The organism is Haloarcula halobia (assembly GCF_029338255.1).
In the GTDB taxonomy this organism is placed as follows: domain Archaea; phylum Halobacteriota; class Halobacteria; order Halobacteriales; family Haloarculaceae; genus Haloarcula; species Haloarcula halobia.
On sequence record NZ_CP119787.1, the window covers coordinates 1530898 to 1552993 of the forward strand.

General features: G+C 67.3%; 24 protein-coding genes and 1 pseudogene. 10 read left to right on the forward strand and 15 right to left on the reverse strand.

Going from position 1 to position 22096, the window contains the following annotated elements; translation table 11 throughout:
- Positions 1-14: 14 nt before the first annotated feature.
- The 3 genes from P1K88_RS08120 to P1K88_RS08130 form a co-directional block, all read right to left on the reverse strand.
- Positions 15-731: a hypothetical protein gene (locus tag P1K88_RS08120; protein ID WP_276413957.1), complete on the reverse strand. Its 717-nt coding sequence runs from the start codon at positions 729-731 to the stop codon at positions 15-17.
- Positions 732-819: 88 nt separating this feature from the next.
- Entirely contained in the window at positions 820-1509 is a 690-nt protein-coding gene (locus tag P1K88_RS08125; protein ID WP_276413958.1) for a hypothetical protein, read from the reverse strand.
- The gene (locus P1K88_RS08130) at positions 1506-2102 is read right to left on the reverse strand and encodes a DUF7344 domain-containing protein (RefSeq protein WP_276413959.1); all 597 of its coding nucleotides are present in this window, start codon (positions 2100-2102) and stop codon (positions 1506-1508) included. Before P1K88_RS08130 ends, P1K88_RS08125 begins: the two co-directional genes overlap by 4 nt.
- 323 nt (positions 2103-2425) lie before the next feature.
- On the opposite strand from P1K88_RS08130, the gene P1K88_RS08135 reads away from it, so the two are divergent.
- The 4 genes from P1K88_RS08135 to P1K88_RS08150 all read left to right on the forward strand — a co-directional run bounded on the left by P1K88_RS08135 (position 2426) and on the right by P1K88_RS08150 (position 6317).
- The gene (locus P1K88_RS08135) at positions 2426-2950 is read left to right on the forward strand and encodes a hypothetical protein (protein WP_276413960.1); all 525 of its coding nucleotides are present in this window, start codon (positions 2426-2428) and stop codon (positions 2948-2950) included.
- A gap of 372 nt (positions 2951-3322) precedes the next feature.
- Positions 3323-3736: a DUF1102 domain-containing protein gene (locus P1K88_RS08140; RefSeq protein WP_276413961.1), complete on the forward strand. Its 414-nt coding sequence runs from the start codon at positions 3323-3325 to the stop codon at positions 3734-3736.
- 219 nt (positions 3737-3955) lie between these two features.
- Positions 3956-5119 carry a signal peptidase I gene (locus P1K88_RS08145; RefSeq protein ID WP_276413962.1) on the forward strand — a complete coding sequence of 388 codons (1164 nt, stop codon included), beginning with the start codon at positions 3956-3958 and terminating at the stop codon, positions 5117-5119.
- A 76-nt stretch (positions 5120-5195) separates the two neighbouring features.
- A complete protein-coding gene (locus P1K88_RS08150) occupies positions 5196-6317 on the forward strand; it encodes a DUF5305 domain-containing protein (protein ID WP_276413963.1) in 1122 nt (373 codons plus the stop codon).
- A gap of 12 nt (positions 6318-6329) precedes the next feature.
- On the opposite strand, the gene P1K88_RS08155 is transcribed toward P1K88_RS08150, so the two are convergent.
- On the reverse strand, positions 6330-7508 hold the full coding sequence (locus P1K88_RS08155; RefSeq protein ID WP_276413964.1) for a redox-regulated ATPase YchF: 1179 nt from the start codon (positions 7506-7508) through the stop codon (positions 6330-6332).
- Between the two features lie 96 nt (positions 7509-7604).
- On the opposite strand from P1K88_RS08155, the gene P1K88_RS08160 reads away from it, so the two are divergent.
- Positions 7605-8033, forward strand: a complete 429-nt coding sequence (locus P1K88_RS08160) for a hypothetical protein (protein WP_276413965.1) — start codon at positions 7605-7607, stop codon at positions 8031-8033.
- A 1-nt stretch (position 8034) separates the two neighbouring features.
- On the opposite strand, the gene P1K88_RS08165 is transcribed toward P1K88_RS08160, so the two are convergent.
- Complete coding sequence (locus tag P1K88_RS08165) at positions 8035-9054, reverse strand: polymer-forming cytoskeletal protein (protein ID WP_276413966.1); 1020 nt, start codon at positions 9052-9054, stop codon at positions 8035-8037.
- Between the two features lie 130 nt (positions 9055-9184).
- On the opposite strand from P1K88_RS08165, the gene P1K88_RS08170 reads away from it, so the two are divergent.
- The 3 genes from P1K88_RS08170 (at position 9185) to P1K88_RS08180 (ending at position 11098) form a co-directional block, all read left to right on the forward strand.
- A complete protein-coding gene (locus tag P1K88_RS08170; protein WP_276413967.1) occupies positions 9185-9382 on the forward strand; it encodes a DUF5800 family protein in 198 nt (65 codons plus the stop codon).
- Between the two features lie 166 nt (positions 9383-9548).
- Positions 9549-10715, forward strand: a complete 1167-nt coding sequence (locus P1K88_RS08175; RefSeq protein WP_276413968.1) for a thiolase C-terminal domain-containing protein — start codon at positions 9549-9551, stop codon at positions 10713-10715.
- Entirely contained in the window at positions 10712-11098 is a 387-nt protein-coding gene (locus P1K88_RS08180; protein ID WP_276413969.1) for a Zn-ribbon domain-containing OB-fold protein, read from the forward strand. Before P1K88_RS08175 ends, P1K88_RS08180 begins: the two co-directional genes overlap by 4 nt.
- A 14-nt stretch (positions 11099-11112) precedes the next feature.
- Here P1K88_RS08180 and P1K88_RS08185 read toward each other — a convergent pair whose 3' ends face one another.
- The 7 genes and pseudogenes from P1K88_RS08185 to P1K88_RS08215 form a co-directional block, all read right to left on the reverse strand.
- On the reverse strand, positions 11113-12051 hold the full coding sequence (locus tag P1K88_RS08185) for an alpha/beta fold hydrolase (protein ID WP_276413970.1): 939 nt from the start codon (positions 12049-12051) through the stop codon (positions 11113-11115).
- 82 nt (positions 12052-12133) lie between these two features.
- Positions 12134-13192, reverse strand: a complete 1059-nt coding sequence (meaB, locus tag P1K88_RS08190; RefSeq protein ID WP_276413971.1) for a methylmalonyl Co-A mutase-associated GTPase MeaB — start codon at positions 13190-13192, stop codon at positions 12134-12136.
- Positions 13189-13611 (reverse strand): cobalamin B12-binding domain-containing protein, encoded by a 423-nt coding sequence (locus P1K88_RS08195; protein WP_276413972.1) that lies wholly within the window; start codon positions 13609-13611, stop codon positions 13189-13191. The genes meaB and P1K88_RS08195 overlap by 4 nt, the downstream gene beginning before the upstream one ends.
- A gap of 52 nt (positions 13612-13663) precedes the next feature.
- Positions 13664-13801, reverse strand: coding sequence for a hypothetical protein (locus P1K88_RS08200; protein ID WP_276413973.1), 138 nt, complete (start codon positions 13799-13801; stop codon positions 13664-13666).
- Positions 13802-13848: 47 nt separating this feature from the next.
- The gene (locus tag P1K88_RS08205; RefSeq protein ID WP_276413974.1) at positions 13849-14280 is read right to left on the reverse strand and encodes a hypothetical protein; all 432 of its coding nucleotides are present in this window, start codon (positions 14278-14280) and stop codon (positions 13849-13851) included.
- A gap of 6 nt (positions 14281-14286) precedes the next feature.
- A pseudogene (locus P1K88_RS08210) lies at positions 14287-16411 on the reverse strand (alkaline phosphatase PhoX).
- Positions 16412-16683: 272 nt separating this feature from the next.
- Positions 16684-16971 (reverse strand): DUF7111 family protein, encoded by a 288-nt coding sequence (locus P1K88_RS08215; protein WP_276414132.1) that lies wholly within the window; start codon positions 16969-16971, stop codon positions 16684-16686.
- Between the two features lie 94 nt (positions 16972-17065).
- On the opposite strand from P1K88_RS08215, the gene P1K88_RS08220 reads away from it, so the two are divergent.
- Complete coding sequence (locus P1K88_RS08220; RefSeq protein ID WP_276413975.1) at positions 17066-18496, forward strand: HTTM domain-containing protein; 1431 nt, start codon at positions 17066-17068, stop codon at positions 18494-18496.
- A 121-nt stretch (positions 18497-18617) separates the two neighbouring features.
- A complete protein-coding gene (locus P1K88_RS08225; RefSeq protein ID WP_276413976.1) occupies positions 18618-18899 on the forward strand; it encodes a PadR family transcriptional regulator in 282 nt (93 codons plus the stop codon).
- Here P1K88_RS08225 and P1K88_RS08230 read toward each other — a convergent pair.
- The 3 genes from P1K88_RS08230 to P1K88_RS08240 all read right to left on the reverse strand — a co-directional run bounded on the left by P1K88_RS08230 (position 18896) and on the right by P1K88_RS08240 (position 22035).
- Complete coding sequence (locus tag P1K88_RS08230) at positions 18896-19885, reverse strand: hypothetical protein (RefSeq protein WP_276413977.1); 990 nt, start codon at positions 19883-19885, stop codon at positions 18896-18898. The genes P1K88_RS08225 and P1K88_RS08230 overlap by 4 nt on opposite strands.
- A 58-nt stretch (positions 19886-19943) precedes the next feature.
- A complete protein-coding gene (locus P1K88_RS08235; RefSeq protein ID WP_276413978.1) occupies positions 19944-21086 on the reverse strand; it encodes an acyl-CoA dehydrogenase in 1143 nt (380 codons plus the stop codon).
- Between the two features lie 91 nt (positions 21087-21177).
- Positions 21178-22035 (reverse strand): 3-hydroxyacyl-CoA dehydrogenase family protein, encoded by an 858-nt coding sequence (locus P1K88_RS08240; RefSeq protein WP_276413979.1) that lies wholly within the window; start codon positions 22033-22035, stop codon positions 21178-21180.
- Positions 22036-22096 lie beyond the last annotated feature (61 nt).

The window sequence follows — 22096 nt, forward strand, 5'->3', positions numbered from 1 at the left end:
GCCGGCCTGGTCGGTCACCGCGATGCTGACCCGGTAGTCGACGCCGCCGCCCTTCTCGAATCAGAACTCGTCGGTGTCCGAGGCCGCGGCGATGCCGTCGTAGGTCCAGGGGTGCTCCGGAGGGGGGTCCCGCTGCTGTCGGCGACTGCAAGCGACACCGAGACGAGGTCGGCGTCGACGTCCGTGACCTCCCAGTTGACCGTGACCGCCGCGTGTGGGTCCTTCCGGCCGGCCTCGGAGACGTTGCAACGGGTGATGACCGGCGGCGACTCAGTGGTCTCCGTGACCGTGGTGAACGTCGCCGTGGTCCCGGCGGCCGACTCACCACTCGAGGAGAGTGTCGTCGTGCGGAACTCGTAGTCGATCCCGCTGGACAGTCCGGAGACCGACTGGGAGACGCTCCCCGCGGCAGTGACCGACTGCGATGCGGTCGTCGACCAGGACCCCCCGACCGGCCGGTACTCGAAGGCGGCGTCCACGGAGTCGGCGCCGCCGAGGTCGGTGACCGACCCGGTGAGCGTCGCCGACGTCGTCTGGACGTCCGTCGCCCCGTCTGTCGTCACGGCCAGTGAGGACGTCGTCTCCTCCGTCCCGTAGCCGTCCGCCCCGTAGCCGCCCTCGCCGAACCCGGCCGTGCTGTCGGCGGCGGCGACGTTGCCGACACCGAGCGAGGAGGCTGCGACCGTCCCGAGAGCGCCCGTCAGTTTCAGTACCGACCGTCTGCTGAACACGCTTCCCTGACCCGACCCTGCGTGCTGGCGATCCGTCGTTCGACTCCGCTAGTCGTGTCTCGCTATCGAGTCGATGGGGCCAACCTACTTAAAAAGGAATTCGTACCGAGGACCCATCCCTACTCCAGAGACAGTGATAGTTGCACCCCAGATACGTACGATAGTTACAGACCTCGTCTGAATGACGTCTCTCGTGCAAACACTTCACAAACACGGGGCTGGAACTGGATATTATTTTTGGATTGACATTCGATATGCCCGCCGTGGACGAGGCACGCCCCTTGCCGCCGGCCGTCGTGGTCGTCTCGGCGGATTCCGTCTCGACTATCGACTCGCAGGTGACCGCGACCGACCGCGTCAACTCGACGCCGACGTCGGGGCCCGTTCCCTCGACGACGACGTCGACCGACTCCACGGCCGTGCTGTCGCCACACGAGACGTCTGCGATGACGGCGCCGCTCTCGCCGGAGGAGAGCGTCTCCGGACCGCGCACGCTCGACAGTGTCGGTGGTGTATCCTCGTCCCCGGCGACGCTGACAGAGACCTCGAGGGTCGACCTGAAACGGTTCGTGACCGTCGCGAGCGACGCCCGCGTGGTCGTGTTGCCCGGCACAGAGACGGAGTGCTCCTGGACGCCGAGATACGCGGCCTGGTCGTCGCCGATGACGACATCGACCCCCCGTTCGGCTATCGTCGCGGTGAAGGCCCCGGTCTGTGCCACGGCGAGGACGAGCGCGAGACCCAGGCCGACAAGTGCGACCTGGCGGCCGGCGTTCATCGGTCGCCCACCTCCGGTGGGTCCGCGGTGGTGCCGAGCCGCAGGCGCGAGACGTTGAAGTACGTGTGGACGGCCGCCGAGACCAGCAGCACGACAGCCAGGAAGACGGCCCCGGAGAGGTCGGGAATCGAGCCGAACGGCCCGAGGTCCATCCACGCGCACCCCAGCACGAGCAGTCCCAGCACCGACAGGCCGAGGTAGTAGAGGCTCCACGGGACGTCGCCACCCGGGACCACGTCGAGATAGACCTCCAGGTCCGCGACGGCGTCGGCGAGTTCGACCGTCTCCCTGTTAGAGTCGTACGCGACGAACCCGCTCTGGTCCATCTTCGGCAGGTGGTGCTGGTGGAGCGCCGTCTTGACGCGCTTGGTCTCCATCGAGGTGAGTTCAGCGACCGGTTTGTCGTTCTCCCAGGCCGCCACGTGCTCGGCCAGCTCCCGCAGGTAGACCTCCCGTCGCTCCCGTTTGAGATAGTGGAAGACGAACCGTCGTCGCCTGTTGCTCAGGATCTCGAATACCTGGTCTTGCGACGGTGTCTGCTCGTCGTCTGATCCCCCGGTGCGCCTGGATAGCTCTGTCCGTGCCTGGCTCATTCCTCGTCTCCCCCGAACGTCGACGGATATCGACACCTCATTCCGGATTCATTTAGTTAGTAATATTACATTGGATGGTAATCCCGTTGTGATATCTCCAAGGTAACCCGAATACTGTGGGCAATCGAGATAAGCCCAAGTTACTCACCAGAACAGAGGTATTGCGCATCGAATACGCCGGTTTCTGTCGTGCAACCCCTCTCTTCGATGTGCCACTCGTGTATACAAAAGAGAGGACGAGTCGTTGCTTCTCGCGCGCACACCGGTGCAGTCACGCCGTCTGGCACGACTGGCCGCCGGGTGTGTCCATGGGACATCCAACGATGCAACGACGCAACTTCCTCGTCGGCATGGGTTCGCTGGCCGCCGGTTCGGCGGCGGCAGTGGGTACAGGCGCGTTCACCTTCGTTGAGGCCGGCCGTGGCGTCACGGTCCAGACCACCGGCGACGACTCGGCGTATCTCAAACTCGACGGTGACAACGAGTACGTCACAGACAACAACGGCGAACTGACGATCGACCTCGGGGGGACCTCGGGCAACGGCAACGGCGGGTCCGCGTTCAACTACGACGCCGCGACGCGCGTACAGGGCGTCGTGACGGTGGTGAACCAGGGGCCCAACAGCCTGTCTGTCTCCCTGGAGGGAGACGGTGGAAACGTCTCGGTCGTCGGGGACGTCGATAACGTCGACATGGACTCCGGGGAAGGCATCTACTTCGCCGTTCGGAGTCCGACGGTCGCCCCCGGCGACGCCGCGTTCATCGACGTCGCTATCGTCGAAGGCCCGGACGGTGACACCGAGGTCGGCAACGGGGCAGGTGGCACCCTCACGATAGTCACGAATTGAACAGCCTCGGGCCCTGTCGGTTCGGGGTTTGACGAATTCGGAACTCGGGAGTTGGTGACTCGATGGGTTAGCTCGGTTTCGATCTGCGGTCCGCACGGCAGCCCCCTTCTGGAAAACGTCTGCGGAGCGTCGTTCCCAGTCGTTCTTGGACGCTTGGTGTTCGATGGCGAAACTCACCAGGTAAACCTACCTTACACTTTGAAAACACTCACTTCAGCATGCAGAGGCACGTTCTCTGCACACAGGATATCTTTGCATTGGTGTCACTGTATATACACAAAGGGTGGTGGGACCATGCAACGAACGAGCACACCCCTGACGGCGTGTCGGTGACGGGATCGGTCGTACGGGTGTGCGCACGGAGACCAAACAATGCAACGACGCAAATTCCTCGTCGGAATGGGATCGCTCGCCGCCGGCTCGGCGGCTGCAATGGGTACTGGTGCGTTTGCTAGTGTGGAGGCTACTCGTACCGTCGGTGTCAATGTGGCAGGTGACCAGGCTGCTTATCTCGGTTTGGAAGCGACGTCACCGTACGCCGAATACAGCGGGAAACAACTCGTCTTGGACTTCAGTGGCAACAATAACGGTGGCAGCGGTATCAACGCCGACTCGGTTACGACTTTTGATGGCGTTTTTCGGATGACCAATAACGGTCCGAACAATCTCGACATCACTATCGATAAATCCGGTTTGGCTAACCCGGATCGATGGCATTTCGTCCCAAAAGAAGTGTACGAAGAGTACAGTGGTTCCTACCCCGAAGATAGCTTCTACCCGAGCTAGGACGACTTCGGCGGGTACGAGAGTACCAATGCAAGTGGAGGTGGTCTTGACTCGGGTACTTCTACGCTAGTTGGTGTGGCGATCGACGCGCGGGACATGGCCAGTGTTCCAGGGGGCGAAATTAGATTCGCCGTCACGGATGCGGATGGTCCGTACGGAAGCAGTTAATTTGAAACAGCTTCGTAACTAAACTCTTGCAGTAATATTTTTTGTCCTGACATGGGACTGAAGAAGGCGGGGATTGTAATTCCACAACTTGCAATCCTTCTCATCGTGCTATTATTGGTTCTCGGATCAGTCCTCGGCCAACCAACCCTTCTCGGCTTCGTGACCTCTGGCAGCATGGAACCGACTCTTGACGAGGGCGACGGCTTCTTCGCAATCCCGGCGGCTATCACCGACGGCCCGGGAGCGGGTGACGTCGTCGTCTTCCGTGCCGAGGAGATACAGGGCGGCGGCCTGACCACCCACCGAATCGTCGAGGAAACCGACCGAGGCTACATCACGAAAGGCGACGCCAATCCGTTCACAGACCAGGACAGTGGTGAGCCACCGGTAAAATCAGAGCAGATCGTCGCCGTCGCCTGGCAACCCGGTGGCGAGGTGCTAGCGATACCCGGCGTCGGGAGCGTCGTCACCGGCACCCAGCGCGTCCTGCAGACAGTCCAGAGCACGCTCGCCTCGGCACTCGGCACCCGTTCCTTGCTCGGCGTCCAGGGACTCGCGTACCTCGTCTTCGCGCTCTCGCTCCTGTTCTACGGGATCGACGTGTGGCGGGACAGCGGCCGGGAACGGACCTCGCGCGACCGGTCACGGGACACCGGCACCAGCGCACGGCTCGTCGTCGGCGTGCTCGCCGCCGTCGTCGTCGTGAGCGCCACCGCGGCGATGGTCGGGCCCGCGGGCCCACAGGAGTTCGGCGTCGTCAGCGCCGAGAGCGACTCGCCGGGGCCGCGCGTCATCGAGAAGGGGACCACCGAATCGACCACCTATCCCGTCGGCAACGGCGGGTTCGTCCCTGCCATCGTCTTCCTCGAACCGGGCGACGAGAACGTCGACGTCCAGCCGCGCGAACTCACCGTGCCGCGACAGTCGGTGGTCAACGCGACCCTGACGATTCACGCGCCGCCCGAGACGGGCTATTACCGCTACTTCGTCACGCAACACCGGTACCTGGCGTTGCTGCCCCAGGCCCACGTCCGGGCGCTGTACGAGGTCCACCCGTGGGCGCCCATCGCCGTCATCGACGCGCTGCTCGGCGTGCCGTTCTACCTCGTCGGCGTTACGCTGGTCGGGACCGGGCGAGTACGCAGGCGGTCCCGCGACACGGGGCGCTCGACGGCGGCACGCGTCCGGCGTCGGGTGCGCCGGCTGTATCGCTAACCCGAGCCAACCGAAAATATTGATAGTATAACAATAGCGATCCCAGGCGGCCTTGCAGGTCATGGGGGACCGCTGGTTGCAGACGCGCGCAGCGCTCGAGTCGTGGTTCGAGGTCGTGGTCGTCGTCTTTCTCGTCCTGGCACTCGTCGGCGGCTGGGTGGCCTACGGGGCGCACGTCGACCCGGGCACGACCACGGAGGAACGGACCGTCTCGTCGTGGGCGACGACGGGGACCTACACCCACCAGGCGACGGTCACCGAACCGAACCCGGTGTACGACCGCGGGACGACGCTCGAGAACCGGTCCGTGTATCTGCTGGCCGCGACGCCGGACCTCGACGGGCAGTTCGCCTTCTCGTACAACGCCACCGACGGCGGCAGCCTCGACGTCGACGTGGAGGAGGCGCTCGTCGTGCGGGCCGTCGACGAACGACAGGAGCGGACGGCAGTGGTCTGGGAGCAGTCCCGGACGCTCGAGACGCGCACCGAGTCCGACGTGGCGCCGGGGTCGCGGGTGACAGTCCCGTTCTCGCTGGACGTCAACCGGACGCAGAACCGGACCGAGCAGATTTCGGAGCGACTGGGGAACCCGCCCGGCGAGCCCCGCGTGCTCGTCGTCACGACGGTCCAGTTCTCGGGGACGGTCAACGGCCAGGCGGTCAACCGGACGGCGGCCTACGCCATGCCGATAACGTTCTCGCAGAACGCCTACCGGGTGAACGCCTCGGCAGACACGACCCGCGACGAGACGACGGCCCTCGTCGAGGTGCCCCGTGAACCCGGGATGCTCCGGACCGTCGGTGGGCCGCTGCTGTTCGGCGTCGGGTTCCTGGGCCTCGCGGCGCTCACTGTTGCTCGCTCGCGAAACGATTTCGAGTTGAGCCAGCGCGAACGGGACCTGCTGGCGTACCGGGGTGATAGAGCCGAGTTCGACGAGTGGGTCACGTCGTTCGACCTGCCGCCGGAGGCGCTCGACCTTCCTCGGGCGGAGGCGACGTCGCTCGCGGACCTCGTGGACTTCGCCATCGACACCGATAACAGCGTCGTCGAGAACCCGGGGAGCGAGACGTTCTACGTCCGGCACGACGGCGTGCTGTACACCTACGAAGCACCACCGATGGACGCACCCGAAAACGCGCCGACGGTGGACGGCTCGCCACCGGAGGCCGAGCTGAGCGAAGACGAGGGCGCACAGTAGCCCACCACCAGGTCAGTTCGAACTGACTATCTTGATGACGGCTCCCTCCTCCAGTTCCGTCTCGTCGGAGACCCGCCGCTCGGCGCGGGCGTCGACGGCGTGGATGTAGCCCTCGCCGATGTCCGAGTGGACGGCGTAGGCGAGGTCCTTCGGGGTCGACCCGCGGGGGAGCAGGTGGGCGTCCGGCAATACGTTCCCCTGGCCGTCGGTCCACTTCGTGTCGTTCTGGACGGGGTAGGCCGTGATGTGATCGAGCAGGTCGTAGACGGCGGTGTCGAGCGACCCCTGGACGCCGGTGCCGCCCCACTGCTCCATGACGTCGCGAATCTGATCGAGGCCGGCCCGCTGCTGGTCGCTCACGTCGCCGGTTATCTCGAAGTCGGGGTCGCCGGGGTCGTAGTCGACGACGCCGGCCTCGGCGGCGTTTCGCAGCGCGAGTTCCCCGTCGGCCGTCGCCGGGACGACGATGTCGGCCGCCTCGCGCAGGCGCTCGACGTTGCCCTCGGGCGCGACGTCGGCCTTGTTCGCGACGACGACGATGGGTTTCGTCCGCAGGCGGATCTCGCGAGCCAGCGACTCGCGGTGCTCGTCGGTCCAGGCGATTGGGTCCTCGGGGTACTCGAGTTCGCGCAGCGTGCGGGCGACGTCGAGTTCGCTCGCCCCGACGCCGGCCAGCATGTCCACGAGCGCCTCGTCCAGCGAGAAGTCCGGCGACCGGGACTGTCGCTCGATGGACTCCCAGTTGCGGTCGACGATGCTCGCCAGCCAGAGGTCCATCTCCGCTTCGACGAAGTCCACGTCCTCGACGGGGTCGTGTTCGCCCACCTCGACGGGGTCGCCCTCGGCGTTCGTCCCACCGGAGGCGTCGACGACGTTCAGGATGACGTCCGCGTTCGTCAGCTCGTCGAGGAACTGGTTGCCCAGGCCGCGACCCTCGTGTGCGCCGGGCACGAGTCCGGCGACGTCGATGAGTTCGACCGGGACGTAGCGCTTGCCGGCCCGGCAGTGCTCGTCGCCACACCGCTCTTCGCGGTCGAGACAGGGACAGTCGGTCCGGACGTGGCTCACCCCGCGGTTGGCGTCGATGGTCGTGAACGGGTAGTTGCCGACGTCGACGTCGGCCATCGTCGCGGCCTTGTAGAAGGTAGACTTCCCGGCGTTCGGTTTGCCGGCGAGTGCGATAGAGAGCATGGCAGGCCGTACCAGTGGCCGGGGAAAGGGGGTTTCGGTTCGACGGCAGTTTGACCGTCCCCAGCGGTTATTGTCGCTTCGCTGGTACGGTCGGGTATGTCCCCGCCGTCTCGCTCGCGACGCTGGGTGCTCCGTCCCGCCGTCGCGTTGCTGGCCGGACTCGGCATCGCCACGCGACTCCTCGCGATAGACCTCGTCCCCGCGTGGCTCTACCTCGGCCCCGTCACGCTAGATACGATCAGTCTGCTGGCGTTCGTACTCGGGTGTGTCGTCGTCGTCGACTGGGTCCAGCGCCGGAGCGCCGGTGGGCCCGACAGCACGGCACGCGTCGGGACCGGTCTCCTCGGCGTCCTGACCGTCCTCGCGTCGGTGTTCGCGCTGGTGTCGCTGAACACGTCCGCCGGCGGCGTCTTCTTCGCGGGCGTCCCGGCACTCCTACTCGGGAGTTGCCTGGTCGTGGTGGTACTCGTCCGGTCGGGATATCGGCTGGTACTCGGTGCGCACAGCGGCGACCACCCCACGTAACTCAGTTCGAGGCTTCGGCCGATTCGTTCCCGTCGTCGGTGGTCGCCTCGGCTGCGCTATCCTCGGCGTCTTCGTCGCCGTCGGGAGCCTCAGGCTCGCTCGCGTCGTCGCCATCGTCGTCCCCTGCCTCGAGTTCCTCCGCCATCTCGGCCATCGCCGCGGCCGACTCGTCGGGCCGGTCCAGCACCTCGTCGGTGTGCATCCGCATCTCCTCGCGGGCGCGGATGGTCCCGTCGACGGTGGCGTTCTCGTGGAGGTGGACGGTTCTGGCCGAGATGTCGCCCCAGATCTTCGCGCCCGGGCCGATGCGGACGTCGCCGTTCCGCGTGGTCACGTCGCCTTTGATCTCGGTGCCTCGCCCGACGACGATGTCCTGGCGCGTACGCAGACTGCCGAAGACGACGTTGTCGCGACCGACCTCCAGGGACTTCGCCCGGATGTTGCCGTGGAGACGGCAGTCGTCGCCGACCGTCGCCGGGGTCGAGACGCGCCAGGCGTCGTCGGAGACGGTCGCGCCCCGCGGGATACGGATCGGGTCGTGCTCGCTCTCGTCGCCCAGCATCTCGTCTAAGACGTCTTTCGCGGCCGCCTCCTCGCCGATGCGCAGCAGGTGCGAGAGGTAGACGAACAGGAAGACGATGGTCGGCATCGGGTTCCGGATGACGATCCAGCCGTTGGCCTCGAACCCCTCCTCGATGTCGACCTCGTCACCGATGTCGAGGTCGCCAGCGACACGGAGTTCGCCGCCGATGTGGACGCGCTCGCCGATGTAGGCGTCCTCGCCGACGAGGACGTTGTCCGCGACGTCACACCACATGTCGAGGCGGCAGTCGCCCTCGGCCTCGATGTGGCCGCCAAAGCGGACACGTTCGTCGGCGACGACCGACCGCCCGCGGACGCCGAACTCGACCGTGCTCTGCCCGCCGATCAGGACGTCACCCTCGGTCACCAGGTCGTGTTCCTCGACGGTGGTGCCGTCGGGAATCGCGAGTTCCGAGAGCGGGTCAGAACCGAGTTGCACGTCGCGTATGTGGGAATCAGGCGTATTAAACCCTCAGGACGCGCACGACGGGCGTCTGACGGGCGTCTGACGTGCCCGTGGTGTCCCGCCAGAGGCTACACTTTTATCCGGCGGTCGCCTAGCCCGGTCCATGACCGTCCTTTCGTTCGACGAGCAGGGGGTCGACGTGGTCTACGAGGGAACCGAGTTCCGCCTCGAGAAGGCCCTCATCGAGGACGCCGTCCAGAAGTCCTACCCGGACGTCACCGACCACGAGGTGTTACAGATCGTGGAACCCGAGCCGTCACTGTCGGGCGAACCCCGCCGAATCGCAGAAATCGTCCGGTGAGACTGGCCGCCGTCCTGTAGACCCCACGAGGGAAATGTAACCTTCGACGGAAACACTCGAAAATTCAACTATTGTATCGCTGTCTTGCGAAACTGACGACCCGAAATCGTGGCAAAAACTCACAATGGCGGCAAGCATTTACGTGCCAGCGGCCGAACGAAGATTAATGTCAAACCCACGTGTCGCGGGGGCCGGTGTCACGAAGTTCGGGAAACACCCCGAACGCACCGGCCGTGACCTGTTTGCACAAGCGGGGCTCGAAGCACTCGACCAGTCCGGCGTCGACTCGGACGACGTCGACGCCCTGTTCTACGGCAACTTCATGGGCGAACTCGCGGAACACCAGGGGCACCAGGGCCCGCTGATGGCCGAGGCCATCGGTCTGGACGTACCGGCGACCCGTTTCGAGGCCGCCTGTGCGTCCGCGGGCGCGGCCATCCGGGCGGCGGTCAAGGACATCCGCAACGGCGAGGCGGACGTCATCGTCGTCGGTGGGGCCGAGCGGATGACGAACATCGGAACGGCCGCCGCGACGGACGCGCTTGCGATCGCCGCCGACGACCTCTACGAGGTCCGTGCGGGGATGACCTTCCCCGGTGCCTACGCGCTGATGGCCCGCTCGTACTTCGAGGCCTACGGCGGTTCCCGCGAGGACCTGGCCCACATTGCAGTCAAGAACCACGAGCACGCGCTCGTCAACGAGCACGCCCAGATACAGAAGGAGATCTCCGTCCAGGACGCCCTCGAGGCCCCGACCATCGCCAGCCCCCTCGGCCTGTACGACTCGTGTCCTATCACCGACGGCGCCGCGGCGGCCGTCCTCACCAGCGAGGCCTACGCCGAGGAGCACGGACTCGAGGCCCCGGTGGCGGTCACCGGGACCGGCCAGGGCGGGGACAACCTCGCCCTGCAGGACCGCGCCCACTTCGCCCAGACGCCCGCGGCCGACGCGGCGGCCGAGGAGGCCTACGCGGACGCTGGCATCGGCCCGGCCGACGTCGACGTCGCCGAGGTCCACGACTGTTTCACCATCGCCGAGGTGCTGGCCATCGAGTCGCTCGGGTTCTACGAGCGCGGCGAGGGCATCAGTGCGGCCACCGACGGGGAGACGACGCGTCACGGTGTCATGCCGGTCAATCTCTCCGGGGGCCTCAAGGCGAAGGGGCACCCGGTCGGTGCGACGGGCGTCGCCCAGCTCGCGACTATCGCGTGGGTGCTCGACGGGTCGCATCCGCGGGCCGACGCCGTCGAGGACGGCCGGATCGGCGTCTGTCACAACGCCGGTGGGACCGTCGCCTCTACGACGGTCCACGTCCTGGAGGTGGCAGAATGACCGAGGCGGCCCCCGACGGGCAGTACGACGCCTGGCTGGACGCTATCGAGGCCGGCGAGGGCTACTACCTGGAGTGTGCGAACGGGCACGGCTGGCTCCCGCCCCGGCGCATCTGTCCCGAGTGTCGGTCCCGCGACCTCGGGGAGGAGCGGCTACCCGATTCCGGCAAGGTGACCACGCACACGACCATCACGGTCCCGACGCCGCAGTTCGAGGACGACGCCCCGTACGTGACCGCCGTGGCGGACTTCGGATCCGTCTCTATCACCGGGATGGTCCGTGGCATCGATCCGGAAGACGTCGAGATCGGCACGGTCGTCGGCGTCGAGGTCGGCGAGCGGGTGACGACGGGCGACCGGGCCGTCGTCTTCCGGCCGCGCTGAGACCGACCCGCCGCTCACTCGACGGTGATAGAGGCCGTCTCGCCGCGGACGACGGCGACGAACTGGGCGGGGTGCTCGACGTGTGGCAACAGGAGCGAGTCGCCGAAGACGACGAGTCGCACGTCGGCCTGCTCGGCCAGTCCGCGCCCGTCCGAGAGTGGCGTGATGTCGGCGTCCTCGCCCCAGACGAGCGTCGTCGGGACGTCGACCGATTCGAGCACGTCCCCGAGGTCCGCCTGTGGGTCGAGGAACCCCGAGACGAACGACGCCGGCGCGAACCTGGCGCCCGGCTGGTGGCCGGACTGCCACTCGTAGTCGACCACCTCGTCGGTGAGGTTGTCCATGTCGTAGTAGCCGTGGTCGGCGTGGAAGTGCCGGATGGAGGGCTTCGAGACGATGAGGTTGTAGATGGCCTGGCCGACCACGGGCGCGCGAAGCAGCGACCGGAGCCAGACGTTCCCGCCCCCCATCGACGAGTCCGTCGGACAGACCAAGATCAGCTCCGCGACGTCGACGTCCCGGGCGGCCGACGCGGCGTAGGCCCCGGTCAGCGACGAGGCGACGACCGTCGGGTCCGTGGCCTCGTCGGCGAGGAAGTCACGGACGAACGTCGTCAGCAGCGACGCCGAGTACAGCAGCGGCGGTCGGTCGGAGTGACCGAACCCCGGGAGGTCGGGGGCGAGGACGTGGTAGTCCGCTGCCAGCTCGTCGACGACGGTGTGGAACTCGTGACTGGACCCAGCGGCGTTGATGCCGTGCAACAGCACCAGGTCCGGGGCCCCGGGGTCGCCGGCCTCGGTGTAGGCGACGTCGAACCCCCGCCAGCGGTACGTCCGCTGGGTTCCCGGCAGGAATGGGTCGAACTCGTCGGGCGAGGCCCGGAGGAGTCGGTTGGCCAGCGCCGTCGCGCCGACGGTTCCCGCCGCGAGTCCGAGCACGTTGCGGAGTTTCATGCCCGACTGTAGGGGACAGAAGCTCTTAATACGTAAGGGCGGCGACACGTGCCGAACCGACCGACGACGGGCCGGCCCGCGCCTATGCCTCGCGGTCCAGACACTCCCGGAGCGGCGCCAGTACCTCGTCGACCACGGTATACGGGTCGGTCTCGCGGGCGACCACGTCGTCGACCAGTCGGTCGAGACCGCCCTGGCGGTCGAGCTCGCGGGTGACCAGGCCGTTGGCGTCCTCGCGGAGGAGCGTCCGTATCTCGGCGGCGAAGCGCGCCCGTTCCTGTTCGTCGCGCCGGCCGGTCCGGTCGAGGAAGTCGCCGTGGTCGGCCAGCGCGTCGAGGAACGTCTCGACCCCCTCGCCGCGGTTGGCGACCGTCTCTACGATAGGCGGGGCCCACGTCCCCGGAGCTCGCTCCCCGTTCGTCGCCGGTCCATCCTCAGTCGTCCCCCCGGCGGTCTGGTCGGGGCCGTGGTGGCCGCTGCCTGCTCTTCCGTCTCGCTCCCCCTGGCCCCGGTGTTGCAACATCTCGCGCAGCTGCTGGACCGTCCGGTCGGCGCCGTCCAGGTCGGCCTTGTTGACGACGAAGACGTCCCCGATCTCGAGGATACCGGCCTTGAGCATCTGGACGTCGTCGCCGCTGCCGGGCGGGACCAGCACCGCGACGGTGTCGGCCGTCCGGACGATGTCGACCTCGTTCTGGCCGGCGCCGACCGTCTCGACGATGATCTTGTCCTTGCCGAAGGCGTCGAGCGCGGTGACCGCGTCGGTGGTCGCCGTCGAGAGGCCGCCCAGCGACCCGCGGGCGGACATCGACCGGAAGAAGACGTCCATGTCGCCGGCGTTCGAGGCCATGCGGATGCGGTCGCCGAGCACCGCGCCCCCGGAGTACGGCGAGGAGGGGTCGATGGCGATGACGCCCACGGTCAACCCGCGCTCGCGGTAGGCCGCGGCCACCTTGTCGACGAGCGTCGACTTGCCGGCCCCGGGGCTGCCGGTGACGCCGACGACGTCCGCGTGCCCGGTGTGCTGGTGGAGCGTCGAGACGACGTCGCGATAGCCGGGCGCCCGGTTCTCTATCTTCGTGATGACCCGGGCCAGCGCGCTGTGCTTGCCCGCGAGCAGGTCCGCGACGAGGTCGTTCATCGCTCGGGCGCGTGCTCGCGGATGTAGGCTATCATCTCGTCCATCGACGCGCCGGGCCCGAATATCTCGTCGACGCCCTGGGCGCGCAGCTCCGCCTTGTCGTCGTCCGGCACGATGCCCCCGACGAGCACGAGGCGGTCGTCGAAGGCGTCGTACTGCTTGAGGCCGTCGAGGATCTTCGGGACCAGGGTGTTGTGCGCGCCCGAGAGAATCGAGATGCCGACGACGTCGACGTCCTCCTGGACGGCGGCCTGGACCACTTCCTCGGGCGAGCGGTGCAGGCCGGAGTAGATGACCTCGAACCCGGCGTCACGCAGGGCACGGGCGATGACGTGTGCGCCCCGGTCGTGGCCGTCGAGGCCCACCTTCGCGACCAGGCAGCGAATGGTCCGCTCGCTCTGTTCGTGCTCGACGCTCATGGCAACGTCTACCACGTCCGGTGGTTTCACTCTTGCCCACACGGGGTCGCGCTCAGGACAGCGAGAGGGCCAGGTAGGGGACGACGAACAGCACGACGAACATGAACAGTAGAATCAGCCCGTAGCCCGCGAGGGTGCTGGCCGCGGTGAGCCAGGCCGGGTGATCGAACTGCTCGAGACGAGTCACCATACTCGTAGTTGGGGGTGGGTCGCCAAAGCGTTGGGGGACGACCCCCCTCAGGCGTGTCCCTGCTCGCGAGCGCCGTCGCGAATCTGCGTGGCTCGCTTGCGGACGCGGTTGGCGTACCGCTGGACTTTCTCGGGCTTGTGGCCGTAGAACGAGGCCACCCAGTGGACGTCGATGCCCGGCATGGTCAGGAAGTACGCGGCCAGCGTGTCCCGGCCGGCCGCGATGACGACCGGCGGGACGCCGCGCTCGCCGGTCCCGGCCTCCTCGAACCCGTTGACGTCGAAGTAGACGTCGGCATATAGCGTCGCCGTCTCCGGGTCCGCGAACTCGATACCCCCGTGCTCGGGGGCCTCGAACCGGTAGCACCTCCCCCCGCCGGGCGTCTCGCGCTCGACGATGCGGACCCCGAGGATGTACTCGCGGTACGTCGCGCCGGTCTCCTGGTCGGACGTCGACGTCTGGTCGTCGGTCTGGGACATGGCTGGTCAGTTCCCGTTGCCGTTGCCGTTGCCGTTGCCGTTCGGACTGCCGTTGCCGTTGCCGTTACCATTCCCGTTACCGGGGGTCGACTCCGGTTCGTAGACGTAGAGACAGTCGTTGGGGTAGGAGCGCTTGGACTCGGCGAAGCCGTCCTCACAGCAGAGGACGCGGCCGTCGTCCATCGCGTAGACGTTGTCGATATTTCGCAGAGCGTCGTTGGCGTCCTCGGCGGGGTCGGTGAAGTCCGGACCGACGATGACCGGTTCGAGCGTCGAGACGTTGTAGTCGTCTCCGAGCTCGGCGCGGTAGACCACGCCGCCGTCGACGCGATCCATCTGGATGTCGCCGGTGTCGTCGGCCATGTCGTCGTTGAACTCCGAGATACCGAAGTAGACGTAGTCGCCGGGCCCAGCGCCCGCGACGCTGTCGACGCCCTCGGCCTTGTTGAACTCGATGGAAGCGCCGACCTCCTTTGCGGCCGCGCGGGTCTCGAGGAAGGGTACCTTGCGGAGCTCCTCGTCGACGTTGTCGGGGCCCTCGGCGGTGTACTGGTCGGCCCACTCGAGGATCATCTCGTTCGTGATGTAGTTCTGGTTCCCGTTCGCGACGACTTCGCGGTCGGCTTCCTCGAGGGCGGCTTCGAGGTCGTCTTCCCAGTCATTCTCCTCGGTGTGGGCTTCGAGGTAGTCGACCTGGTTCACGTCGTCGTACTCTGCAATCCACTCCGCACACTCCGCGTTGGAGGCGTGGCCGAGCGGGACCCACCCGACCTCGAGTGGGTACTCCGCGGGCGATTTCCGGGTTCCAGTCTCGGACGCGTTCGCCTGGTCGTTCGTGATCTTGGGCGCGTAGAGCGTCCCGGCGATCTCCATCGGGTCGACGGTCGTCATGTCCTCGTCGGCGACGAACTTGTAGATGCCCTTCGAGTCGCCGTCCGAGCAGCCGTAGACGGTCCGGTTGTCGCTCTGGAAGTCGGGCGCTTCCCACGACGCTCGGCCCATCACGTAGTGCTTGATGGCGGTCGGCGGCTCGTCGTCACCCTGCTCGCGGAATTCGACGTGGTAGCCGTAGCGGTAGGGGTTCGGGTAGACGTCGCTGATCGGCTCTACGGTGTTCCCGCTCGCGCCCTGGTCGACCTGCTCCGCGCCGAGGTAGTACGCGAGGAACTCGACCCCGGTGAGCGCCCAGTAGCCCTGGACGTACCAGGACTCGTCATCGTAATAGTCGTCGACGGCGTCCTGGATGCCGTTGGGGTTCGGCCGGTTCCAGAACTGCGCGCCCCCGACGAAGCCCTTGCCGGCCCCTGCCTCGACGATATCGCCGACGGACGCCGTCAGCGAGACGCGCGGGTGTGCGTAATTCTCCTCCGAAGAGACCATCGTCCCCCAGGGGGTCTTATCGCCGTAGCAGTTGATGCGCGTGCCACCGAGGCTGCGGAGCGACTCGGTGTTCGCGAGGTTGATCGCGTGCTCGAGGTCAGACTCCCACTCGCCGTCGTCCGTCTGTGTGAGGGGGATCCGTGAGACGTTGCCCGGGCTGTTCTCCCAGTTGGTGTAGAGGAACCCGTCGTACTCGGAGTCCTCGCCGGCTTCGACGACCTGGTTGCAGTCGGGGTTCGTCGCGGCCGCACCGTACTGGGTCCCCTCGAAGTTGCCGAGCGTGATGTCGGTGCCGTCGGGCGTCTGTGCCACGCCGAGCAGTTCGGCGCCCCCGTTGATGACGTCGCGGCCCTGACCGAGGTACGTATACTCGCCGGCACTGCTGCGGATCTGCGTCTGTTTCTCCTTCGTGTCGGGGATGCTCAGCTCCTCGAAATCGTCGTTGTCTCCGTCCAGCTCGAACTGGAACCCGCTGAAGTAGCCGACACCGGGGTTCTTGAACTCGCCCTGGTTGTTCTCCTCGGGGTGCTGGTTGCTGAAGAGGAGTGTCCCGTCGCCGAAGACGTACGGACCCGTGACCTCCGCACCGAACGCAGTGTTCGCGAACCGCTTGAGTTCACCCTTGACGCTCGGGGCGTCCGGGGGTGTCCGTCTCTGCCACTTCTTCGCCACTCGCAACGCCGATGACGCTCGCGCCGAGCGCCGCAGCGACTGAGGTCTGGAGCAAATTCCGCCGGGTAAAGTCGGGCATGCGGGTGAAGCGCCGGCCGGTAAATTTAAATTCATTTATATTTCTCGAATAGGGGTAGATGTTTGGAACATAGTCGACCCGGGTGCTACCGGCAGACGGTATCCGTCGGGTATGTCTCAGTAGACTATTTTTGTCAGATACGTACCAGATCCACCGCCGCACCCGTCTCGGTACTCTCGCTCCCGCATCGCTATTCGCTGAACCGCTTCTCACCGGCACACTCCGTCACCGAAAACGCATCTGCACCTTGAGCCGCTGGATGGCTCGTCCTGTCACATCCCCATGTCGTCGGCCGCCCCCGGAACCGGCAGCGAGTGGGGGTCGGCCCCCAGCAACTCGGCGGCGTGGTCCAGGGCCATGTCGAACCCGTAGTACCGCTCGAGTTCGTCGCCGTCGGCCGTCGGGCGGACCTTGAGCATCGCGTAGCCCTCGCGGTTCTGTGCGACAGCCGCCGTCCCGGACTCGCTCTCGAAGGTCAGCACGCGCTCGGCCTCCGTCTCGTAGTAGCGGGCGGTGACACCGCCGGCGGACGCCTCGGTCGCTGGCTCGGAGTCGGTCATCGCCGCGGTGTTGGGACCGCTCATAGTGAAAGCTGTCGATAGCCCGGACGGGACTGGAAGATTTATGCGACGCTCCCCGCACCCTACAGGCAGGATGGCCCGACGCGCCGGCACGGCATGGCTCTGCCGCGCCCTCGCTTCGCGGTTCGCCGTCGACACGCGAGCGCTGGCGGTCTTTCGCGTCGCGCTGGCGACGCTCCTGCTCGTCGACCTGGCGCGGCGGGCGACGGACCTCGTGGCCTTCTACACCGACCACGGCGTGTTTCCGCGGGCGCTGCTGCCCGTGGTCGAACCGGGCTACCAGTACCTCTCGCTGCACGTCCTCTCCGGGGCCGCGTGGGTCCAGTGGACGCTCTTTGCTGTCGCGGCGCTCGCGGCCGTCTCCCTGCTCGTCGGCTACCGGACCCGCCTGGCACTCCTCGTCTCGCTTGTCCTGCTGGTCTCGATACAGGCCCGTAACCCCGCGATTCTGAACAGCGGCGACACGCTCTTTCGCCGCCTGCTGTTCTGGAGTCTGTTCCTCCCGCTGGGCGAGCGGTGGGCCGTCGACGCTACGGGCGAGGACTGGCGGCCGGCGGTCGTCGGCCCGGCGACGGCGGGCCTCCTGCTCCAGGTCGTCGCCGTCTACGCGACCAACGCCGTCGTGAAGTTCCGCGCCGACGTCTGGCTCCGGGGCGACGCGGTCCGCTACGCCTTCCAGCTGGACCATTTCACGGTACTGCTGGGCGACGTGCTGGCCGGCCACGCGACGCTCCTGACGCTGGCCGACTGGGGGTGGGTAACGCTCCTGGTCGCGTCGCCGCTGCTCGTCGCCCTGACGGGTTACCCGCGGGCCGCGCTGGCGGCCGCCTTCGCCCCGGTGCACCTCGGGATGGTGCTGACACTCTCGCTGGGCATCTTCCCGCTGGTGTCGGTGACCGCGCTCGTCCCGTTCGTCCCGCCGGTCGTCTGGGACCGCCTCCAGCGACGCGGGCCGACCGGACTGGGGGCGCTCGCCGGGACACTGCCCGACCGGCGGGACTCTTTTCAGGTGCCAGGGGGGGTCCGCTCGCTCGCCCGCGCGGCCGCGGTGGTCTGTCTCGTCGCCCTCCTGGCCGTCAACGCCGTCGGCCTGGGGCTGGTTGCACCGCCCGCGGGGACGCCCGACGCCGTCGCCGACCGGTCGTGGGACATGTTCGCGCCGTCGCCGCCACTGGGGACGTGGTGGTACGCCGCACCGGCGACGCTCGCGTCGGGCCAGCGAGTCGACGCGCTGCGCCGCGGGCCGGTCGACCTCTCGCGACCGCCGGACGCCGCGGGGACCTACCCCAACGAGCGCTGGCGGAAGTTCCTCGACGACGCGAGACGCGAACCGGCGCTCCAGCGGTCGCTGGTCGCTCACCTGTGCTGGCGGTGGAACCGGGCCCACGAGGACGAGATGGTCGCAGTCCGCCTGGTCCAGCTGCGCGAACCGACGGACCTCGACGGCCCCGAGACGGTCGAACGCGAGCAGTTCGCGGCGTTCGAGTGTGCGGACGTCTCCTGATACTGCCGGCTGTAACATTTAGAAAATATTCGTCATCCCGGGGTGCCGAGAATCGTTACGAACTTACAGCCGGCAGTATGCGGACCGCAACGCAGAAGGGGGTCTCCCGCCCGGTCACGGTATGAGCAAGTGGTTACAGAGCGGGCGCCGACGGGACATGTGTATCCTCCTCGCCGGCGCCGAGGACGGGGAACTGTCCGGCCAGCGGCTCAAGACCCGGCTGGAGGACCGCTACGACACGCGCATCGAGCCCCGGAGTTTCTACGGGGCGCTGGAGGCGATGGCGGACGCGGGGTTCGTCGAGAAGCGCGTCGACGGCATCGCCGAGAAGTACGCCCTGACCGAGGCCGGCGAGCGACGCCTCCGCGAGCAGTACGAGTGGATGGGAGACCACCTGGACTAGACGACCCACTCCAGCGTCTCGACGAGGTAGCTGTCGCCCTCGAGGCCCACGAGCCACGAGTACTCGAACGGCGGCGGGAGCCTCGCGTCGTCGGTCAACGTCTCCCGGAGCGACGTGAGCGGCCGGGAGACGGGCACGCACTCCCGGTACTGGTCGGCCCTCGCCGCTCGAAGGACGTCGCGCTCTGCGGCCGAGAATCGCTCCCCCGGGATGCGGTACTGTTCGCGGACGAGGGTCCCGAAGGCGTCGCGGTCCGGCGCGACCGCCGTGGCGCCCACCTCGTGTGTGAATCGCTCCGTCGACGGCCGGCCCCCGCTCCACACACGGAACCAGCGGTCCCGCCAGCGTACCCACAGCACGTCGCCGGTACCGGCGAACCGCGAGTTCTCGAGTCCATCCGGGTAGGGGACCGGCGACTTCCGGACGGAGAGACCCTGCGCCGGGAGTTCGTCGCGACGTTCGGACCCGGCGCCGAAGACGAGCGTATCCAGCGCCCGCTGGTCGACCTGTGGGAGAGCCCCGAACTGGACGGTGGTCGCGTCGTCCGGGGGTGACTGTCCCTTCTGCCACTCGACGTTCAGGACGAGCGCGGTGACGGCCGTCGTGTTGGTCGTGGTCGCATCCAGTCGGTAATAGCGGCCGCGGTGGGCGACGAACGCCCCGGACGGGACGGGCGGCCGGTGGGTGTACGACTCGACTGTCGTCGTGCCGTCTTCGACGGCGCGCTCCACGAGCGCGAGGCGATCGCCCTCGAGGGACAGCGGCAGCTGCTCGACCGGGTCGAACCGCTCGGCGGAGACGTTCACCCCCTCGTCGCAGTCGGGCGTCTCCGTGTGGGTGTGCGTATCGGTGAGGCCCGCCGTCTCGCTCGGTTCGGACTCGGGAGGCGGAGCCGGCGACGTCTCGGTGTCCCGACCGGCCGGTGCGACGCACCCGGCACCTACCGCCGAAGCGACCGTCGCGAGCAGCGCGCGCCTGTGGGGCATATCCGGAGCGTGCGTCCGGGACGGAAAAGGCCTTCTGGACGCTCAAAACGCCGCCGAGCTACTCGAGCAGCTGGTCGGCGATGGTGTTCCGGAGCACTTCGCTGGTCCCCTCGTATATCTCGTTGAGCTTGGCGTCCCGGAAGAACCGTTCGACGGGGAAGTCCTGGGTGTAGCCGTAGCCGCCGTGAATCTGGATGCCCTCGTTCGCGACCTCGCGGGAGACCTCGGAGGCGTAGAGCTTGGCCTGGGCGGCTTCCTTGACGAACCGCTCGCCGCGCATCTTCTTGTCCGCCGCGCGGTGCATCAGCATTCGCGCGGCCGTCGTCTTCGTGTCCATGTCGGCCAGCTTGTGCTGGATGGCCTGGAACTCCGCGATGGGCTGGTCGAACTGCTCGCGCTCCTGCGCGTACTCGATGGCCGCGTCGAGCGCGGCCTGTGCGATGCCGACCCCGCGGGCGGCGATGGTGATGCGCCCGCCGTTGAGCGTCTTCAGCGCGTGGACGAAGCCCCGTCCCTCCTCGCCGAGCCGTCGCGATTCGGGCAGTCGCAGGTCGTCGAAGCGCAGTTCCGCCGTCGGGCAGCCCTTGTCACCGAGTTTGTGCTCGGTCCCCTCGACGACGAACCCGTCGTCGGTCTCGGGGCGGACGACGAACGAGGAGATGCCCCTGTTGCCCGCGTCGGGGTCCGTCTTCGCGAAGAGGACGACCGTATCGGCGACCGACCCGTTCGAGATCCACAGTTTCCCGCCGTTGACGACGTACTCGTCGCCCTCGCGGCGCGCCGTCGTCTCCATCGCTGGCACGTCGCTGCCCGCGCCGGCCTCCGAGAGGGCGAAGGCACCGACGTCCTCGCCCTCGGCGAGCGGGACGAGGTACGCCTCCTTCTGGGCCTCGTCGCCGAACTCGTATATCATGTTGCAGGCCAGCGAGACGTGGGCGGCGACGATGGTCCCGAGGCCGCCGCTCCCGCGCGAGATCTCCTCTAAGGCCATCGCGTAACTGTGGTAGTCCAGGCCGGCGCCGCCGTACTCCTCGGGGATGGGCATCCCCAGCAGGCCGAGGTCGGCCATCTCCGAGACGAGGTCGGCGGGGAACTCGTCGTTCGCGTCGATGTCGCCGGCCCGGGGGACCACTTCCTCGTCGACGAACTCCGCGACCATCGCCCGTATCTGGCGCTGCTCCTGGGTCGGACTGAAATCCATGCGATCAAGTACCGACTTGCAACGCTTTACTGTTGGCCAACCGCCCGTCCGTTGTCGGGAATTGAACCGCGCGCGAGTGACGTCGCTCGGCCTACTCGTACTCGTAGAACCCGGCGCCGGTCTTCTTCCCGAGGTCGCCGGCGGCGACCTTCCGCTTGAGGAGGTACGCGGGCTGGTACCGGTCGCCGAGTTCCTCGTGGAGCGTCTCGCTCGCGTCGAGGACGACGTCCAGGCCGATGTGGTCGGCCAGCTCGAGCGGTCCCATCGGAACGTTGGTCCCCAGGGTCATCCCGCGGTCGATGTCGGCCTTCTCGGCGACCCCTTCGTCGAGGGCACGGACCCCTTCGTTTATCCACGGCATCAGGATGCGGTTGACGACGAAGCCCGGTTTGTCGTCGGCCTCCCACGTCTCCTTGTCAAGGTCGGCCGCGAAGTCGTGCGCAAGGCGCAGCGTCTCGGCGCCCGTCCGCTCGCCGACGACCACCTCGACGCCTTTCATTATCGGGACCGGGTTCATGAAGTGCAGCCCCAGCACGTGTTCGGGGTGGTCGGTGACGCTCGCGATGGTCGTCACCGAGAGCGTGCTGGTGTTGGTCGCCAGGACCGTCTCCGGCCCACAGACCTCCGACAGCTCCTCGAAGACCGTCTGTTTGAGGTCCATGTCCTCGGTGACCGCCTCGACGACCAGGTCGGCGGCCGCCAGGTCGGCGAGATCCGTCGTGCCCTCGATGCGCTCGCGGGCGGCAGCCGACTCGCCCTCGGAGACGGCCCCGCGCGCGACCAGTCGGTTGAGACTCTCCTCGATGGCGTCGAACCCCTCCGAGACCAGCTGCTGGTTCACGTCGCGCATCACGACGTCGTAGTCTGCGGTCGCCGCGACCTGAGCGATACCGCTCCCCATCGTCCCCGTACCGACGACACCGACGGTGTCTATCTGGTCCAGCTTCATGTGGGAACTGTTCACAGGGCATTCGTGTAAGTCTGCCGACGTTCTCACGGCCCGTGAGGCG

Excerpts from the sequence above, each read along its gene's own strand:
- P1K88_RS08125 (WP_276413958.1), bottom strand. The coding sequence starts at position 1,509 with ATGAACGCCGGCCGCCAGGTCGCACTTGTCGGCCTGGGTCTCGCGCTC.
- P1K88_RS08130 (WP_276413959.1), bottom strand. The coding sequence starts at position 2,102 with ATGAGCCAGGCACGGACAGAGCTATCCAGGCGCACCGGGGGATCAGAC.
- P1K88_RS08135 (WP_276413960.1), top strand. The coding sequence starts at position 2,426 with ATGCAACGACGCAACTTCCTCGTCGGCATGGGTTCGCTGGCCGCCGGT.
- P1K88_RS08140 (WP_276413961.1), top strand. The coding sequence starts at position 3,323 with ATGCAACGACGCAAATTCCTCGTCGGAATGGGATCGCTCGCCGCCGGC.
- P1K88_RS08145 (WP_276413962.1), top strand. The coding sequence starts at position 3,956 with ATGGGACTGAAGAAGGCGGGGATTGTAATTCCACAACTTGCAATCCTT.
- P1K88_RS08155 (WP_276413964.1), bottom strand. The coding sequence starts at position 7,508 with ATGCTCTCTATCGCACTCGCCGGCAAACCGAACGCCGGGAAGTCTACC.
- P1K88_RS08160 (WP_276413965.1), top strand. The coding sequence starts at position 7,605 with ATGTCCCCGCCGTCTCGCTCGCGACGCTGGGTGCTCCGTCCCGCCGTC.
- P1K88_RS08170 (WP_276413967.1), top strand. The coding sequence starts at position 9,185 with ATGACCGTCCTTTCGTTCGACGAGCAGGGGGTCGACGTGGTCTACGAG.
- P1K88_RS08175 (WP_276413968.1), top strand. The coding sequence starts at position 9,549 with ATGTCAAACCCACGTGTCGCGGGGGCCGGTGTCACGAAGTTCGGGAAA.
- P1K88_RS08180 (WP_276413969.1), top strand. The coding sequence starts at position 10,712 with ATGACCGAGGCGGCCCCCGACGGGCAGTACGACGCCTGGCTGGACGCT.
- P1K88_RS08185 (WP_276413970.1), bottom strand. The coding sequence starts at position 12,051 with ATGAAACTCCGCAACGTGCTCGGACTCGCGGCGGGAACCGTCGGCGCG.
- meaB (WP_276413971.1), bottom strand. The coding sequence starts at position 13,192 with ATGAACGACCTCGTCGCGGACCTGCTCGCGGGCAAGCACAGCGCGCTG.
- P1K88_RS08195 (WP_276413972.1), bottom strand. The coding sequence starts at position 13,611 with ATGAGCGTCGAGCACGAACAGAGCGAGCGGACCATTCGCTGCCTGGTC.
- P1K88_RS08200 (WP_276413973.1), bottom strand. The coding sequence starts at position 13,801 with ATGGTGACTCGTCTCGAGCAGTTCGATCACCCGGCCTGGCTCACCGCG.
- P1K88_RS08205 (WP_276413974.1), bottom strand. The coding sequence starts at position 14,280 with ATGTCCCAGACCGACGACCAGACGTCGACGTCCGACCAGGAGACCGGC.
- P1K88_RS08215 (WP_276414132.1), bottom strand. The coding sequence starts at position 16,971 with ATGACCGACTCCGAGCCAGCGACCGAGGCGTCCGCCGGCGGTGTCACC.
- P1K88_RS08220 (WP_276413975.1), top strand. The coding sequence starts at position 17,066 with ATGGCCCGACGCGCCGGCACGGCATGGCTCTGCCGCGCCCTCGCTTCG.
- P1K88_RS08225 (WP_276413976.1), top strand. The coding sequence starts at position 18,618 with ATGAGCAAGTGGTTACAGAGCGGGCGCCGACGGGACATGTGTATCCTC.
- P1K88_RS08230 (WP_276413977.1), bottom strand. The coding sequence starts at position 19,885 with ATGCCCCACAGGCGCGCGCTGCTCGCGACGGTCGCTTCGGCGGTAGGT.
- P1K88_RS08235 (WP_276413978.1), bottom strand. The coding sequence starts at position 21,086 with ATGGATTTCAGTCCGACCCAGGAGCAGCGCCAGATACGGGCGATGGTC.
- P1K88_RS08240 (WP_276413979.1), bottom strand. The coding sequence starts at position 22,035 with ATGAAGCTGGACCAGATAGACACCGTCGGTGTCGTCGGTACGGGGACG.